The following is a 16,598-nucleotide window of genomic DNA, read 5'->3' as shown; positions in this document are numbered from 1 at the left end:
AAGTGGAATTCAAATGACCAAGACCAAGAAACTCATCAACGCGCCCGAAGATATCATCCCCCAGCTGATCTCGGGCATGGTGGCGGCGCATCCCGACATGCTGATGCGCGAAGGCGGCACGGGCCGCGCCATTGTGGCTGTGGATGGTCCGCGCGATGGCAAGGTGGGCATCGTCGTCGGCGGCGGCTCCGGGCACGAGCCCGCCTTTGCCGGCTATGTCGGACGCGGCCTTGCCGATGCGGCCGCGGTCGGCAATATCTTCGCCTCCCCCTCGCCCGAACAGATCCTCGATGCGGCCCGCGCGGCCGACGGCGGAGCGGGCGTGGTTTTCCTTTATGGCAACTACACCGGCGACGTGATGAACTTCACCATGGCTGCTGAGGAACTGGAAGCATCCGGTACGCAGGTGCGGCAGGTGCAGGTGGCGGACGACGTCGCCTCCGCACCGAGGGATCGGCGTTCGGAACGGCGCGGCATTGCCGGCGACTTCTTCGTCTTCAAGATCGCGGGTGCGGCGGCCGATCTCGGCGAGCCGCTTGCCCGGGTCGAGGCTCTGGCCCAAAAGGCCAATGACGCAACGCTATCGATGGGCGTGGCGCTTGGCGCATGCTCCCTGCCCCAGACCGGCAAGCCGAATTTCGAGATCGGCGACGACGAGATGGAAATCGGCATGGGCCTGCACGGTGAGCCCGGCGTGCGCCGCGAAAAGCTGGCCCCGGCCGATACGGTGACCGACGAACTGCTGGAAACCATCCTCGGCGAAATGGCCCCCGCCAAGGGGGATCGCGTCGCCGTGCTCGTCAACGGGCTCGGCTCGACCTCGCTGGTCGAGCTCTACATCATCTTCGACCGGCTCAAGCATATCCTGGACGACAGGGGCATCGAAATCCATCATTCGTGGGTTGGCGAATATGCGACCTCGCTGGAAATGGCGGGCGCGTCCATCACCCTGATGAAGCTGGACGACGAGTTGACGCGGCTTCTCGACCATCCCTGCCGCACGCCGGCGCTGACGGTCGGAGCCATCGAGGGCGCCGCTGCCAGCAGCGCCCGTTCGGCGAGAAAGACGGCGCAGGCCGGCGACAGGGCCGTCACCTCGAAAACCGCGACCAATCTGAAGCGCGAAGGCGCCATTACGCCCGCGATCTTCCGCGCCATGATGCAGCGGGCCGGCGACGAGATCATCGCCGAGCGCGACTGGCTGTCGGAACTCGACGGCGTCATCGGTGATGGCGATCATGGCGTGACCATGGAGATCGGCTGGAAGGCCGTTCAGGGCGCGCTCGCCAATGCCGAGGAAGACGAGACCATCGAGGGAAGCTGCAAGCGCATGGCCAAGGCCTTCCTCGACGCCGTCGGCGCCTCCTCCGGTCCCCTCTACGCGACGGCCTTCCTGCGTGCGGGTGCAGCGGTCAGCGACCGGCTGAACCTCGATGCCGAGGCGCTTTCGGCGTGGCTTGCCGCAGCACTTCAGGGCGTGCGCGACCGGGGCCGCGCCGAGCCCGGCGACAAGACCATGATCGACGCCTGGGTGCCGGCGGTGGAGCGCGCGCAGCAGGCGGCCGCCAATGGATCGGAACTCGATGTCATCAATGCCGCCCGCGACGGCGCGGAAGCGGGCATGAAGGCGACGGCGGATCTCGAATCCCGCCGCGGCCGTTCCGCCAAGCTCGGCGCGCGCTCAAAGGGCCATATCGATCCGGGCGCGGCCTCGACATGGGTCACGCTGCGCGCAATGGCCGCCGCTCTGGCAGAGGCCCACGCGAGCGCATAAGAACTTTGTTCTTCAGGTTGTTGACAAACGTCTCCCATATTCCGGGTCATCCTCGGGCTTGACCCGAGGATCCAGGCCGCCCGGCAAAGGCTGGTTATGGAGTTTAGCGAATTCAGTAGCTTAACTGCCTGGATGCTCGGATCAAGTCCGAGCATGACACAAGAACGAAGGGCCGATGATACACGATGGTCAAAGCTTGGGGCTTTGTCAGCAGTCTGATAAGAACTTTGCTTTTGCGCAATTCCGGACGGTGAACCGGTATCCACTTCACCTGGAATTGCTTTACCGTGGCCCGGCCATCAGCGCCCGGGCCACGGCTTCGTTTGTGGCAAGCCGGTTCACGTAACCGCCGCGCAGGATCGCCCGGATGATCTGCACCTTCTCGATGCCGCCGGAGACCAGCATCGACATCGGCTTGAGCTTCATCTTCTCCGGGGCGAGCGCCATGATTGAGTCGTTGAGGAAATGATCGACCGGCTGGCCCTGCGCATCCAGGAAACAGCCCAGAAACTCGCCGACCGCGCCCCGTTTCAGGATATCGTCAAGATTGTCCTTCACCACCCTGATCTGCGTCAGCGTCGTGTCCTCGGCAAGCCAGCCGCAGGAGGCGATGCCGAGATCGGCGATCTCGGTGCGGGCCAGCACATCCGTCAGCTCGTCGATCAGCAGCAGCGCCTCGCGGCTTTCGGGCGAGGCGCAATAGAGCGGGGCTGTCAGATAATGACATTCGACACCGAGCTTGCGGGCAAGGCTCGTCGCCACCTCGAACGTGTTGGTGCCGGATGAGCGCGTCGCGCCCCCGGTAAGCCCGACGACCCAGCTATTGGCATGCGGACGCGCGTTCAGCCGACGCACGGCGAAACTCAGCGTGCGGCCCGTCGCGATGCCGATGCCGAGATCGCGCCGTTCGATAAGGCCGCCGGCCATCGCGCCGGCCGCCTCCCCGATCACCCGCTTCTGCTCCAGGAAGTCCTGCACGTCCGGCACCACCGTCGCCTCGGCGAGACCGTAGCGTTCGGCAACCGCCTCGGCCAGCGCAATGCAGCCGGTGAGCGGCAGCTTGACGTCGATCTGGACGGCCCCGTCCTCGCGTACCTGACCGATGATCTTGTTCACCCTGAGCCGGGTCATGTTCATCCGGGCCGCGATCTCCTGCTGGGTCAGGCCGCCGACAAAATAGAACCAGGCGACGCGCGCGCGCTCAAGCTGTTCCGGAAGGCTTTCGTTCAGATCGTCCACGCTCGCTTCACCCATCACTCTGGTCGGCTATCGGGCCATCGACTCCAAGTCGCGACCCGGCCCATATAGGCCGGGCCGAAAGAACACTATAAGATATCGCTATGCAAGATAAACGCGCGGCGTTTGCGCAACGGTGATGCGCCCGATCCGCGCGGATCTCTGTAATTATAATTTCGACAGTCTATCTAAAGCCGGAATACCGGTCCGGAATGTCGGCCCTGCCGCCACGCTACAGCCAGTCGTCGTCTCTCAACGCGATGTCGATTGCTGGCCAGCGACCGTCATCCACGACGTCGCGCAGAACCTCGACCAGGATCTGGCGCACGGCCCGCACAGCGTCGGTCATCGGCCGGTTGGACGGCCAGGTCAGTGAGATCGTGCGCTTCGCCTCAGGGTCGACGATCTTCCATGCCGCCAGCACATTCATGTCCCACCGGCTTCCCAGCAGGGCCCAGTTCATGATGGCGTAACCAAGCCCGGCCTCAAGCAGAGAGTAAAGGACATGGAGCCCGGTGATCTCGAACACGGTGTTCAGCCGGATCCCCTGCGAGGTCGCGAGTTCCTCGATGGAACGCCGCAACGCGAGGCGTCTGTGTGTCTGGATCAACGGATAATCAGGCAGCTTGCTCAACGACACTTCGCCTACGCGTGGCGACTGCCCGTCCCATTTTCCGACGAGATAGAGATGTTCCTGAAACAGCGCCGCCGATTCCAGGTTCGGCAGGTCGGCGGCGTTCGGCACCAGCCCGAGGTCGCCGCGGCCGGACGACATGATGTTGCCGCTTTCGAAACTCAGCCCCTCGACGATGCGCAGTTTCACGCGCGGCAAGTCCCGCGCCACACGCTCATACAACGGGGCCGCGAGCAGATAGGCTGCGGTCAGCGGCAGGGCGACCATGACTTCGCCGCCCGGACTGTCGTCGCCGCCGCCGACATCGGCCGCGGCCAGGTCGAGTTGCCGGAGGATCGCCGCGGCGTGCTGACCCAGCCTGACCCCGGCCGAGGTGGCCGTGACGCCCTTGTTCGTCCGCTCGAACAGCTTCACGCCCAGTTCCGCTTCCAGCGCGGCGATATGTCCCGAAAGAGCGGGCTGCGCCACATTCAGCCGTCGCGAAGCCGCGGAAAACCCGCCTTCGCGCAGGACGGTGTAGAAATACTGAAGTTGCCGTGAGTTCATGGCGTCGCCTCCCGCTTGCTATATCAAAACCATATGGAGGCCAGCTGCAAATTGTTTTTTGGACATGGCCAGAGCCGGAGATAGCCTGCCGATCGAAATGCTCGGGAGGAGACTGATGAATCTGGGACGAGTCGTGCAGCGATCTGCATGCTATTGGCCGAACAACCTGGCCGCCGTGGACAAGCAACGGCGCCTTACCTTCGCGCAGCTCGACGCGGAAACCAGCCGGCTTGCGAGCGGCCTGATGGCCGCCGGCTTTCCGGCGGGCACCCATGTCGCGATGCAGGCGCCGAACTGTACGGAAATCCTTGCGACCGAAATTGCCTGTTACAAGGGCGCCATGGTCAAGGTGCCGGTGAATGCGCGCCTCTCCGCCGAGGAGACGGTGCACGTCATCAACGACAGCCATGCAGAGGTCGTCATCGCGGGGCCGAAACACGCCGCCGACCTTGCCGAGCGTCGGGACCGGATGCCGCGCCTGAAGAAGATCGTCGCAATTTCGGGCGATGCGGGCGACATCCTCTATGCCGACCTTCTGGAATTGGGGAAAGCCGGGTTCGAAAGCCTTGAGACGAAGGAAACGGACCTCGCGGTCCTGCACTACACCTCGGGCTCCTCCGGCGTGCTGAAGGCGGCGATGCAGAGTTACGGCAACCGGATGGCGCTCCTGCGCAAGCACCTGGTTCGGCCGAGCAAGGACGGCGGCATCGGCGTGAGCATGGGACATGTCGGCCCGATCACCCATGCCTCCGGCATGGCGATCCTGCCGACACTCTATATGGGCGGCTGCAATGTCCTCTTCGATCGGTTCGACATTCCGGAGTTCCTGGCGACCATCGAGAGGGAGCGGATCAACCGCATCTTCCTCGTGCCGACGATGGTCTCCCGTATTCTGGCGTCCGGCGAGGTGCAAAAGCACGACCTGTCCAGCCTGACCAGCGTTGCCTATGGTGCCGCGCCGATGGCGCCCGCGGTGGTGGCCGAGGCGATGGAAACCTTCGGACCGATCCTGTCGCAGGGCTATGGCGCGGGCGAGACGACGTCCACCATCACGGTGCTCACCGCCCAGGACCACATCGACGCCCTGGCCGGAGATCGGACGAGACTAGCAAGTTGCGGACGCAGCTATTTCGAGAATGACGTCCGGATCCTGCGCGACGACGGCAGCGAATGCGCGCTCGGCGAGGCCGGCGAAATCGTCGTGCGCGGCCCCGATGTCATGCAGGGCTACTGGCGCGCGCCGGAACTTTCGGCCGAAGTTCTCAAGGACGGCGCCTACCACACCGGCGACGTCGCGACCCGGGACGACGAGGGCTTTATGTTCATCGTCGACCGCAAGAAGGACATGATCATCTCCGGCGGGTTCAACGTCTATCCGTCGGAGGTGGAGAAAGTGCTCTACAACCACCCCGCCGTGCTGGACGCGGCTGTTGTCGGCGTGCCCGATCGCGAATGGGGCGAGGCGGTGAAGGCCGTCATCGTGACCAGGGACGGAGCCGAGGTGTCGTCCGATTCCCTCGAAGCCCTCTGCCGGGAAAACCTGCCGGGGTTCAAACGCCCGCGCAGCTTCGATTTCGTGGACGACCTGCCCCGCAATCCCAATGGCAAGATCGTCCGCCGCAAGGTGCGCGATGCCTACTGGGCCCACTCAGAGAGGAAAGTATGATGCCGGATCGCCTGTCCCCAGACGCCGAAAAGGCCCGCGCGCGCGCCCTCGGTGACTTTCGCGGCAGTGCGGCTGCCCTTGCCGCGGTCGAGCCGCTGGTCGACTTCCTGACCGGCGAGATCGCCGATTTCGAGCGGGAAAACGGCCTCGACTGGGATACGCCGGTCGCGCACGAAAAGCTTCGGCAGGTCTGGAAGATGTCCGCCGATCGCGGCTTTTATTCCTATCTTCTGCCGAAGGAACTCGGCGGCCAGGGGCTTTCCGTCGCCGATATCTGCGCCGTGCGCGAAGCCGCGCTGACGACCGGTTCCGTGCTTGCCGCCCATGTGCTGGGCGACCTGTCCGGCCCGCCGCGCATCGGTCACCTGTTCAAGCAGGCCAGCCCGCACCAGGTGGAGACCTTCCTGCGGCCGGTCCAGACGGCCGAGCGCGCCGTCTGCTTTGCGCTGACCGAGACCGGGGCAGGCTCCGACGCGGCTTCGATTAAGACCCGGGCCGTGAAGACCGCCGAAGGCTACCGCCTGAACGGCGCGAAGCGATTTATCTCCGGCGGCAGCTTTGCCGATATTGCGATCGTCCTCGCCGTCACCGATCCCGAGGCCGGCGCGCGCGGCATCTCCGCCTTCTTTGTCGACCTGCATGCCGAGGGCGTATCGATGCGCACGGACTATGAGGTTCTCGCGGGCAAGGGGGTCCATGCCGATCTGGTCTTCGATGAGGTTCTGGTCCCGGCGCAGAACCTGATCGGCGAGGAAGGCGCCGGTTTCCGCCTCGCCATGGCCCGGATCTCGGTCAACCGACTGTTGCATTGCTCGACTATTCTGGGCTTCGCCCGGCTGGCGCTCGAACTCTCGATCGAGCGCGCGGGCGGGCGTCATCAGTTCGGCCGGCCGATTGGCGGTTTCCAGGCGATCCAGCACATGCTGGCCGACATGGCGGCCGACCTTTACGCCGGCCGCGCAATGATGTTCGACGCCGCACGCCGCCTGGACGAAGGCCACGACATTCGCGCCGAGGCCTCGATGTGCAAGCTCTTCTGCGCCGAAAACGGGTTCCGTATCGCCGACCGGGCGATGCAGGTGCATGGCGGCGTCGGGCTGCTCAAGGGCGGGCCGATCGAGTTCATCTTCCGAAACCTGCGCACCTTCCGCATCGTGACCGGTACGTCCGAGATTCAGAAGAACACCATCGCCAAGGCTCTGCTGGAGCGAACCGACTGATGCCCGGCTTTCCGCAACCACTGGCGGGAAAGCGGGTGCTTGACCTCTCGCTTCTCTACCCCGGCCCCGCCACCGCCGCCACGCTGCGCACCCTTGGCGCAGACGTAACCAAGGTCGAGCCGCCAACCGGCGATCCGGCCGAACGCCTCTTTCCGGAAAGCTATCGCGCCCTCAATCGCGGCAAGACGGTCCTGCGGCTCGACCTGAAATCGGACGGTGGAAAAGCGGCGCTCGCCGACCTCGTCCTGCAGGCCGATGTCCTGATCGAGAGCTTTCGTCCGGGCGTTCTCGCCCGGCTCGGGATCGGGGCCGATTGGCTCCACGCGATAAAGCCGCGGCTCGTTATCGTCTCGATCAGCGGATACGGAGCAACCGGGCCTTATCGGCATTGGCCGGCTCATGATCTGTCCGTCCTCGGGGTCGCCGGATATTTTACGGCGCCATCCGAACTGGAACCGAAGGTCGTTCGGCCCAATATCCGGCTTGCCGATGCCCTGACCGTGAACGCGGCAAGCCTTGCCGCCTTCGCCGCGATCGTGGAGGCGGAGCGAACCGGCCAAGGCCAGATGGTCGACACCTCCATTTTCGATGCGACCGCCGCCGCCTGCCTGACGATGTCCCTGTCGCGCCTCAACCCGGATGGCGCGCCGGCCGACCAGCCGCAGGTCATGGCCGACAGCGCGATCTACCGGTGTCGGGACGGAAAATTCGTCGCCATCGCGACCCTGGAGGACCATCTGTGGTCGGAATTCCTGAATGCCGGCACCGCTGAAGGGCATCCTCTCCGCAGTGAGGCGTTCCGGACGCGGCAGGGCCGGGATGCGCAGAAAACCCGTCTGGCCGACCTTCTGGCGCGGCTCTTCGAAGAACGCGATCGTGACGACTGGATCGAGACCTTTGCAGCAGGCCGGGCGCCGGTCGTTCCGGTCTGGCAGGGGGCCGAAGCGCTGGACGACCCGCATCTAAAAGAGCGCGGGTGCGTCGGTGTATGGGAAGAGGACGGCGATTCCTTCGCGTTCCCGCATTTCCCGGCGGTGATCAACGGTTGTCGCGACCGGGGAGGCGATAAAGCCGGCTTCCCGTCCGTTCCCGTTCCGGACGCTCCAAAGCGGCAATAGTCCATGCTTAAGACGCCGCCGAGATTCTCCGGCGGTCTAGGAAATTTCCGCGTACCGGCTGAACTTATCAGGGCATTGCACCTACATACGCCGCATCCGGTCGCAGCAGACGTCCCGTGCGCTGCTGCTCAATGGCATGCGCTGTCCAGCCGGCCGTGCGGCCCGCAGCGAAAACCGGCGTAAAGGCCTGGCGGGGTATCTGCAGCGCATCGAGCAGGATCGCGGTGAAGAACTCGACATTGGTATCGAGCTTGCGACCGGGTTTGTGGCGCGCAAGGGCCTGGCGGGCATATGCTTCCACCTGGGTAGCGAGCCCAAGATCCTCGCCTCTAACGTGGAGCCTTTCAACAGCAGCTTTCAGCACATCGGCACGGGGGTCGCGGACCCGATAAATACGATGACCGAAGCCCATGAGCCTGTCCCCGCGGGCAAGGGCTGCATCAATCCAGCCTTCTATGCGATCTTCAGAGCCGATCGCATCCAGCATATTGAGCACCGGCTCCGGCGCGCCGCCATGCAATGGGCCGCTGAGCGCGCAATAGGCGGCGGTGACCGCCATGAAGAGATCGGCGTCGGTGGACGCGACGACCCGGCTCGTGAATGTCGAAGCGTTCATGCCATGGTCGGAAACCGTGATCAGATAAGCGTTCAACGCCGCGATTTCCTGCGCCGACGCATCGCTCCCGCGCAACATCCGCAGGAAATCGCCTGCGTGAGAGGCGGCGGGATCAGGCTCGGTAACCGGCAGCCCCTCACTGCGGCGCACGAGCGCGGCGGCAATGACCGGCATCGCGCCAAGCAGCGTGATCTCCGACGCGCGTTCATCGTTGGGCCGGAGTGCCGCGATCGCAACGCGAAAAGCGTCGACAAGTGGCATGCCCTCGGTGACTGACAGGACCGACGGCACATGTGAAAACGCCTCACGACGCGCTTTTCCGAGAGCCAGACGGACGTGGTCGGCATCGACGTCTTCGTCCTTTGCAAGCGCCCAGAGGCGGGCAACAAGCGCCTCGAAGTCGAGGCTGAAGGCGAGATTCCCGACATATTCTCCGGCAATTATCAACTCCCCGCGCTCGCCCTCGACATGGGAAAGCCGGGTTTCTGCCGCGGCAACGCCTTCAAGCCCGATAACGGGCCGGGATTGGTGATTCATAGCCAAACTCCTTCTTCAATTAGGAAGGAAGATGACCGCCTTTTCATATTGATCAATCTTGATTATATTAATCAACATGAAAAATGATGCTGAATTCCTTTATCTGACGGCTGCCGAGGCCGCCGCCGAACTGTCGGTGTCGCCTGCCACCCTTTACGCCTATGTCAGCCGCGGCCTGATCCGCTCGGAGGCGGTGGCAGCGTCAAGAGCAAAACGTTACAGCGCGGATGATGTCAGGGCGCTCAAGAATCGGCGAGGACCCTATCCGGCCGGGCGGGGCGCTACAGATGACGGTTCGGTTCTTGATTCCGCGATCTCGACGATCACCGCGCAGGGTCCGCTTTATCGTGGGGTGTTGGCAACGAAGCTGGCCGAACAGGCAACACTGGAAGAAACCGCGACCTTGTTGTGGGACGTCACAACGGACGACCCTTTTGCCGAAAACAATATGCCGCCGTCCACGCCGGACTTCGAAGCCGTGCGCGCGGCAATGGCAGATTGCCAGCCGCTTGCCCGTGCCATAGCGCTCACGGCGCTCGCTGGCGGTGAGGATCCCCGCGCCTTCAACAAGTCGTCCTCCGGACGCGCCGAAACCGGAGCAAGAGTGATGCGGCTGGTGACATCGGCGATACTGGGAACGCCTCCATCGCCGGCGCCAATCCACGAACAGATCGCCGCCGTCTGGGCGCCGAACGAGCCCCGCGCCATAGATTTGATCCGCCGTGCTGTCGTGCTTCTAGCCGAGCATGAACTCAATGCTTCCGCCTATACCGTGCGCTGCGCGACATCGACCGACATCAACTTCTATGAAGCAACAGTTGCGGGTTTTGCCGCGTTGAAGGGCCGAAGACATGGCGGCGCTGGGCCGCTGGCAGCGCGGCTGCTTGACGTGCTGTCGGCGGGCGACATCGCGGCCAATATACGGGAACGCTCCATGCTGGGTGAAGACTTCCATGGCTTCGGCCATGCCGTTTACGAAAACGGCGATCCGCGTGCTGAGAACCTGCTGTCCGCCCTATCCCGAGCTGGCGCCGATCCACGCCTGACCCACGATGCACCGCGTCTCGTCCAGGAAACGACAGGCCTGTTTCCGACAATAGACTATGCGCTTGCGGTAATGACCCGAATGTTTGGTCTGCCGGTTGGTCATGAGATAGCAATCTTCGCAATCGCCCGCACCGCCGGATGGATTGCGCACGCCATGGAACAACAGGATGCAAGGAAGCTCATTCGTCCCCGGGCCCGCTACACCGGTCCCGCGGCAGGCCGGAGCCAGATCGCAGATTTGATCTGAGATTATCGGCTGCTCGAAAGCCGGTTCAGGCGGGCAAACCCATTGCGACTGTTGTTCCGACCACGGAAAGCGAATTTGAGTTTAGAGTATGTCACCTATCCTCACTGGTCGGAAGCGGAATAGCATGTTGCGAAAGAGGCCGGGGCCTGAAGGTATGCTCCGGCCTTTGTCGCTGGCACGTCTGACCGATAGGCCGCAATCGACTTTGAGACGCGGCCCCGCTGTGATGGCGGCTGGCTAACGCGCGAGACTGTCCGCGTTCCCAAACTCCTGCAGAACAAAATCAACATCCTTGTCGCCCCGGCCGGACAGGTTGACCAGGATGGTTTCCGAGGATGGGCGGCGCTTTGCCAAATTGATCGCGAATGCCAGCGCGTGGCAACTCTCGAGCGCCGGGATGAGGCCCTCTGATTTTGCGAAGCGGAAGAAGGTAGCAATCGCCTCATCGTTCGAGATGGCCGCGACCTTCAAGCGGCCTTGCTCATGCAGCATCGCGATCTCTGGCCCCACCCCAGGATAGACGAGGCCCGAGGCGACGGAGGTCACCTTCGAAGGCGTCCCGTCTTCCTGCTGCAAAACGAGGGACTGTGCACCATGGAGCTTGCCGGGCGTTCCGAAGGAGAGTGTGGCGGCATGTTTGCCGGTCTCATCTGACGTGCCGAGCGGTTCCACGGCATGGAGCGTAACGGTGGGATCGTCGAGGAATCCTGAATAGAGGCCCATTGCGTTCGATCCGCCCGCGACGCAGGCCACGACATGGTCGGGCAAATGCCCTTCGCTCAGAGACAGGAACTGACTACGCGCCTCTCGTCCCACGACTGACTGGAAATCGCGCACGATCATGGGAAAGGGGTGCGGCCCTATCGCCGAGCCGATCGCGTAGAGGGCGTGCTCATGCTGCTCGATATAGGCGCTGAACGCGGCGACGCTCGCCTCACATTACTATCGTGCCGCGACGAACATCAGCACGGTTCACCTGTCATCTAGTGGCCCAAAGCCCTCCCGAGGACGCTTTGCCGCCACATATGTGGCGCGCCCGCAATCTTTTGTCATCAAAGAAAACACCGACCCGCCGCGCCCTCGGTCACTGTGGGGCCGACCTCCCAGGTTGTGCCGGTTCCCCGGTACGTTGGTGTTTCATCGGAGCTTTGATGACAGATGGTAAAACGAGAGTATTTCCCTGTGACGGCAGCCGGGTTGACGGGCGTCGTTTCCCTGATCGGACTTGCGGACGGAACCTATGCGGCGGATTTCGCCGTCCGGAATGATCCGCCGCCCGCCATTTCCGGCCCGCAACCGCTCGAAAAAGACGCGTTCGAATCCCGCTGGGAAGTCATCCTCGGCGGCGGCGTGACCTTCGAACCCGAATATGAGGGCGGCGACAAGATGAAAATCGGCGGCATCCCGATCGTGTCGATCGGCTATGCCAACTGGCTTCAGCTCGATCCGGGCGGCCTGGCTGCCACGGTCTACAAGGATGGCGGCTTCACCGTCGATGCCCGCCTCGGCTATGAACCCGGACGTTCGGAAAAAGACGGAGCCCTGCTCAAGGGCCTCGGCGATGTCGACTACGGCATCACCGCGGGGCTCCGGGCCGGTTATGAATGGGGTGCCTGGGAGATCTATGGCGCTCTCGACAAGACCATCCGCGGCAGCGAGGGGCTGAAGGGTGAGATCGGCGTAAACTACGGCTGGCATATGGGCGAAAAGCTCGTTGTCGCGACCGGTGTCGCGGCAACGATTGCCGACAAGAACTACATGGACAGCTATTTCAGTATCAACGCCGCCCAGTCCGCGGCCTCCGGTCTGCCGCAATACAAGGCGAAGGCCGGCCTGCAGCGTGTCGATTTTGACGTTTCCGCCACCTATTTCTTCGACGAACACTGGCTGATGCAGGCCGGCGCCGGTGTCGGGGTGCTTGTCGGCGATGCCGCCGACAGCCCGATCGTGAAACGCAAGCTGCAGCCGCAGGCCTCGCTTTCGCTTGGTTACAAGTTCTGACCAGGCCGACTGCGGCGTTTGTTCATTATCGCGTTTCAACACGACAACGAGCCCCAGCGGTTCGTTGTCGGGAAACGAGACCGCGCAGCCATGGTCGCGGCGTCGATCTCCGCGCAGGGTCCGCCGTCGCTCGACGCGCGCATGAAAGATGCGCCGCCGGCGGCCCATCTCGGCTGGACCGCTTTATTGGGTGGCCCCAATGCATCTCTCGACGGGGATGACAAGCAGGGGCAATTCCGCCTGCCCTGCCCGGCCGACCGGCACGCGCGCAACGGGACGGGAATCTTTTGGGAGGCACGAAAGGCCCCTTCCCCTTTTTGCCCACGCCTCCTCGCTGGCGACAATCACAAGGCCCCGCCTGCCGGCAAGACGCGGATCCGACCGCGTGGCAAATCCCCGCTTGTCCCTTCCCAGAACAAGCACGGGCGCGGTTTCCCCCACCGCGAAATCCAGCTTGCCGGCCTCCGCCCAGTCCAGCCCTGCGAGCGCGGGTCCATCCGGTATTCCGATCTCCAGCGGCGTGAGAACCTCCGCCACCGGAGACCAATCGATCAGGTCCTCGGTCGGATCATGCAAAGAGGGCGCCAGCCGGTGAAGCGCTCCCGAGCCGCCCAGCGCGACTGCCGTTACCAGGAGCGTGAGCGTCAGGAGTGAGATCGTGATCGCATAGCGGATGGCCGGCCGAATCCTGCCGCATAAACGGACGCCCAGCAGCGGAAAGACGAACAGCCAGCCCGGCATCGGCCAGTGCGGAAATCCGGTGCCGCTCCAGAGCGCCTGGAGCGTGGTGTAGCCGATGGCCGGAACGGCGAGAGCAAGGCAGAACAGCTCTCTTTCCGTTCGCCCCTTTCGAAAGGCGTGAAGGGCCGACTGGATGAGGGGAATGGCGATCCAGGGGCCGAGCCAGACGATCTGCCCGAGAACCATGCGGGCAAAGGCCCAAGGCGAAAACTGCGGGCTGCCTCGCCCGGTCTGGAAACGCAACGATGCCCAGTCATGCTGAACATTCCAGATCAGCACGGGCAGAATAAGGATCAGTCCGATGAGGCAGGCGAGATATGGACCCGCCGTTAACAACTGCCGCCGATGCCGCGTTGCGATCACGAAGAAGACGAGACCGGCCAGCGTGAAGAGCGCGGAATATTTCGCCAGCCCCGCAAGGCCGAACAGCCCGCCCGCGAGCATCCACCAGACCAACGAGGGTTCCTCTTCGCCCGGCTGCGGGAAGAGAATCCTCGCCATGACCTGTGCACCGCAGGCCAGAAAGAAAAGAAGCGGGCCATCGGGCACGATCCAGGCGCCGGCCGAGACGAGAAAGAACAGCGACAGATTGAGGCAAAGGACGGAAAACACCGCCGCGACGCCGCCGAACAGGCGCTCGGTCAGGCAGAAGATCGACCACGACGTCGCCGCAAACAGCAGGACCGCGGGAATGCGAACCGCCCAACTGGTTCCGAAGAAAACGCCAGCCGCGTGGACGATCCAATAATGCAGAGGCGGGTGGTCGAAATACGACAACGCGAGAAACCGCGACTGGCCGATCGTATAGCTTTCGTCGATGCCGAAGCCGAGCGCATAGGCCCAAACCAGGCGCACCAGCGTGAAGGCAAGCACGATCGCGAAGGCGATCCGTCGCGGCGATGCAGTGATCTTTTCGGATAGCGTTTCGACGGAAAAGAGGCGGGCTGTCTTTTGTCTCTCGCCGGCACTGCCGCCCGCCTTGCCACTGCCCGGGCGTGCTGACGTCACCATTGCGCATACCTGAGGCGGAAAGGGAGAAGACCGACGGTCATAGCGCCCCCGGGCGGTTCCAGACGAGCGTTTGCGTCACCAGATAGTTCCAGAGGCCGCTGACGAAGGCGCCGGCAAGACCCGCGACCCACCAGGGGCCGGCCACCGTGAACAGCGCCGTCGCGATCCCCACATTGACTACCGCTCCAATGCCGCATATCGCGATATAGACCAGCAATCCCCGGAAAAAGCTTCGTCCGCGCAACTGCTGGTCGTAATAGGTCAACAGGTTGTTGCCCGAAAAATTGACGATCATGGTGATGATGGTCGCTATCGCCTGCGCGACCGCGAAATTCACGCCTGCCACAAGAACCAGAATGAGCAGCGCCATGTGAATGCCCAGGCCGGCGGCTCCGATCAGGAGAAACGAAACCAGCCTGAGGGAGACCAGCCCCCTCGTTGCCTTGGTGAAGAGCAATCCGAGGAATTGAAGGGCGACGCGACGATCCATCTTGCTCTGTCCGGCCGAACGGGTGGCGAAGCGGTAGGGCAGTTCGGCGATCAGGACATCCGGTTCCGCATTTGAAAGGATATCAAAAAGGATCTTGAAACCCCCGTTGCTCAGCCGGGGCGCCATCGCTTCGACCAGATCGCGGCGTGTCGCGAAGAAGCCGCTCATCGGGTCGGTTGTCCGCGCCGTGATCAGGCGTTGGGCAAGGAAAGTCCCGACCCTGGACATCGCGCTCCTGAATGGCGAGAGCGCCGTTTCCTCACCGGGCGCGCTGTATCGGGTAGCGATGGCGAGATCATTTCCGTCGCGTATGGCGGCGACCAGTTCCGGCAGGAGCCGATGATCGTGCTGGAGATCGGCGTCCATGACCGCGACGATCTCGCCCTGCGCGGACAATATGCCCTCGATGCAGGCACCGGCGAGCCCGCGGCGGCCGACCCGGCGAATGCAGCGTATCCGCGGCTCATAATGGCCTATGTCGCGCAGCACCTCGACGGTGCGATCGGCAGAATCGTCATCCACGAAGATTACCTCCCAGTTTAGGCCGTTGAGGGTTGCGATCAGGTGGCCGACAAGCTTGCCGACATTATCCCGCTCATTGAATGTCGGTATGATCACCGAAACGTCCGGAGCTGAGAGAAGCCGTTCTGTTTGGGCTCGAGCGGACTGAAGGAACATTTCCATATGCTGAAATCCTTGTTTGATTTGACGCGACCGTTCCGCGCCGCCGCCGCTGGGCGCGCCGACACCTCTTGCTGATCCGCAGGTTCGAATGTGCCTTGGGGAATTCCAGCGTTGCTCCGTCGCCATCACGCGCCGGTCTTCAGCCCCATTCTTCCGTGGAGCCAGAACATCAGCCAGCAGACGAGCAGCCAGCCGAGCACGGCATCCGACAGAAAGTGGGCGCCCATGACGACGCGGTTCAAGGCGACGATGATGGAGAGCGGAACGATCACGGCGGCGGCGTATTTGCGGTAGGCGTCCGGCACGAACACCAGCACTGCCATGAACGCGGCCGCCGATGCCGCTTCGCCAGACGGGAACGAGCAACTGCTCTCGCACATCGATGCGAACTGCCATGCCGGCGTGAAATCCATCGTGCCGCCAAACTCGATCACATGCTGGGGCCTGGCCCGGCCGAAGAAGAACTTGAAGGCGTGGACCATGATGGCCGAACCGAGCGCATAGGTGAGCAGAACGAACAGGGCGCGCTTCGACATCAAAGGCGCTGAACGCCTGACCGGTCTCGCCACCATCAGGACGATCATCACAGGCACGACAAGGTAGGGAAGCATGCGGTTGGCATCGCGGATCAGCACCAGCAGACGATTGTCCGAAAGATAAAACTGCGTGCCGTCGGTGAAGAGTCGCGAAACGCCGAGGTCGATTTGCGGAAACATGACGAACGCCATGCTGGACAAGAGGACCAGCTTTCCAAGCACATGCGATGGCTGCAAAGGAGCGGAACGGCCTTGCGGAGGCCAATTGCCGTCAGCCATTCCGTCAATCGGCCTGAGCGCAACGATCTTTGGCGAGGGAAGCCGGTTAACGTCCCTCGACGCTGAACTTGAAGTATGCACGAGGACCATCCTCTCAATAACTGGTTGTTGAACAGGTTTTCCTGCGGGGATTGCGTTCGTTCGCCCTGCGCTGTGGCGCGACATGGCAACAGCAAGCCTTCCGCGCCCGACGATGGCCAAGCCCGGACAGGCGG

General features: G+C 63.3%; 13 protein-coding genes. 6 read left to right on the top strand and 7 right to left on the bottom strand.

Annotated elements, in window-relative coordinates:
• The first annotated feature begins 13 nt into the window (after positions 1 to 13).
• Complete coding sequence (gene dhaL / locus V6765_RS00845) at positions 14 to 1,774, top strand: dihydroxyacetone kinase subunit DhaL (RefSeq protein ID WP_448425672.1); 1,761 nt, start codon at positions 14 to 16, stop codon at positions 1,772 to 1,774.
• Between the two features lie 282 nt (positions 1,775 to 2,056).
• Here dhaL and V6765_RS00840 read toward each other — a convergent pair whose 3' ends face one another.
• Positions 2,057 to 3,013, bottom strand: coding sequence for a sugar-binding transcriptional regulator (locus V6765_RS00840; protein ID WP_448425670.1), 957 nt, complete (start codon positions 3,011 to 3,013; stop codon positions 2,057 to 2,059).
• Between the two features lie 229 nt (positions 3,014 to 3,242).
• Entirely contained in the window at positions 3,243 to 4,190 is a 948-nt protein-coding gene (locus V6765_RS00835; protein ID WP_448425668.1) for a LysR family transcriptional regulator, read from the bottom strand.
• 115 nt (positions 4,191 to 4,305) lie between these two features.
• On the opposite strand from V6765_RS00835, the gene V6765_RS00830 reads away from it, so the two are divergent.
• Genes V6765_RS00830 through V6765_RS00820 form a run of 3 tightly spaced genes read left to right on the top strand, consistent with a single transcriptional unit; the run spans position 4,306 to position 8,194 of the window.
• Positions 4,306 to 5,856 carry an AMP-binding protein gene (locus V6765_RS00830; RefSeq protein ID WP_448425666.1) on the top strand — a complete coding sequence of 517 codons (1,551 nt, stop codon included), beginning with the start codon at positions 4,306 to 4,308 and terminating at the stop codon, positions 5,854 to 5,856.
• Positions 5,856 to 7,076: an acyl-CoA dehydrogenase family protein gene (locus tag V6765_RS00825; RefSeq protein WP_448425664.1), complete on the top strand. Its 1,221-nt coding sequence runs from the start codon at positions 5,856 to 5,858 to the stop codon at positions 7,074 to 7,076. The genes V6765_RS00830 and V6765_RS00825 overlap by 1 nt, the downstream gene beginning before the upstream one ends.
• A complete protein-coding gene (locus tag V6765_RS00820; protein WP_448425663.1) occupies positions 7,076 to 8,194 on the top strand; it encodes a CaiB/BaiF CoA transferase family protein in 1,119 nt (372 codons plus the stop codon). Before V6765_RS00825 ends, V6765_RS00820 begins: the two co-directional genes overlap by 1 nt.
• Positions 8,195 to 8,261: 67 nt before the next feature.
• On the opposite strand, the gene V6765_RS00815 is transcribed toward V6765_RS00820, so the two are convergent.
• Positions 8,262 to 9,347 (bottom strand): citrate synthase/methylcitrate synthase, encoded by a 1,086-nt coding sequence (locus V6765_RS00815; RefSeq protein WP_448425661.1) that lies wholly within the window; start codon positions 9,345 to 9,347, stop codon positions 8,262 to 8,264.
• Between the two features lie 76 nt (positions 9,348 to 9,423).
• Here V6765_RS00815 and V6765_RS00810 point away from each other — a divergent pair, with 76 nt between their 5' ends.
• Positions 9,424 to 10,641, top strand: a complete 1,218-nt coding sequence (locus V6765_RS00810; RefSeq protein ID WP_448426596.1) for a citrate synthase — start codon at positions 9,424 to 9,426, stop codon at positions 10,639 to 10,641.
• A gap of 237 nt (positions 10,642 to 10,878) precedes the next feature.
• Here the strand turns inward: V6765_RS00810 and V6765_RS00805 are convergent, their stop codons facing one another.
• A complete protein-coding gene (locus tag V6765_RS00805) occupies positions 10,879 to 11,484 on the bottom strand; it encodes a pyridoxal-phosphate dependent enzyme (RefSeq protein ID WP_448425659.1) in 606 nt (201 codons plus the stop codon).
• Between the two features lie 315 nt (positions 11,485 to 11,799).
• Between V6765_RS00805 and V6765_RS00800 the strand changes: the two genes are divergently transcribed.
• On the top strand, positions 11,800 to 12,642 hold the full coding sequence (locus tag V6765_RS00800) for a MipA/OmpV family protein (RefSeq protein ID WP_448425657.1): 843 nt from the start codon (positions 11,800 to 11,802) through the stop codon (positions 12,640 to 12,642).
• A 183-nt stretch (positions 12,643 to 12,825) separates the two neighbouring features.
• On the opposite strand, the gene V6765_RS00795 is transcribed toward V6765_RS00800, so the two are convergent.
• From V6765_RS00795 to V6765_RS00785, 3 genes are all read right to left on the bottom strand, one after another.
• Positions 12,826 to 14,394: a glycosyltransferase family 39 protein gene (locus tag V6765_RS00795; RefSeq protein WP_448425656.1), complete on the bottom strand. Its 1,569-nt coding sequence runs from the start codon at positions 14,392 to 14,394 to the stop codon at positions 12,826 to 12,828.
• A 37-nt stretch (positions 14,395 to 14,431) separates the two neighbouring features.
• On the bottom strand, positions 14,432 to 15,502 hold the full coding sequence (locus V6765_RS00790) for a glycosyltransferase (protein WP_448425654.1): 1,071 nt from the start codon (positions 15,500 to 15,502) through the stop codon (positions 14,432 to 14,434).
• Between the two features lie 191 nt (positions 15,503 to 15,693).
• Positions 15,694 to 16,284, bottom strand: a complete 591-nt coding sequence (locus tag V6765_RS00785; RefSeq protein WP_448425652.1) for a phosphatase PAP2 family protein — start codon at positions 16,282 to 16,284, stop codon at positions 15,694 to 15,696.
• Positions 16,285 to 16,598: the final 314 nt, after the last annotated feature.

Source organism: Martelella sp. FOR1707 (assembly GCF_053484265.1).
Note: the sequence above shows the minus strand (reverse complement) of the source record. Positions and strands in the feature narration are given on the sequence as shown.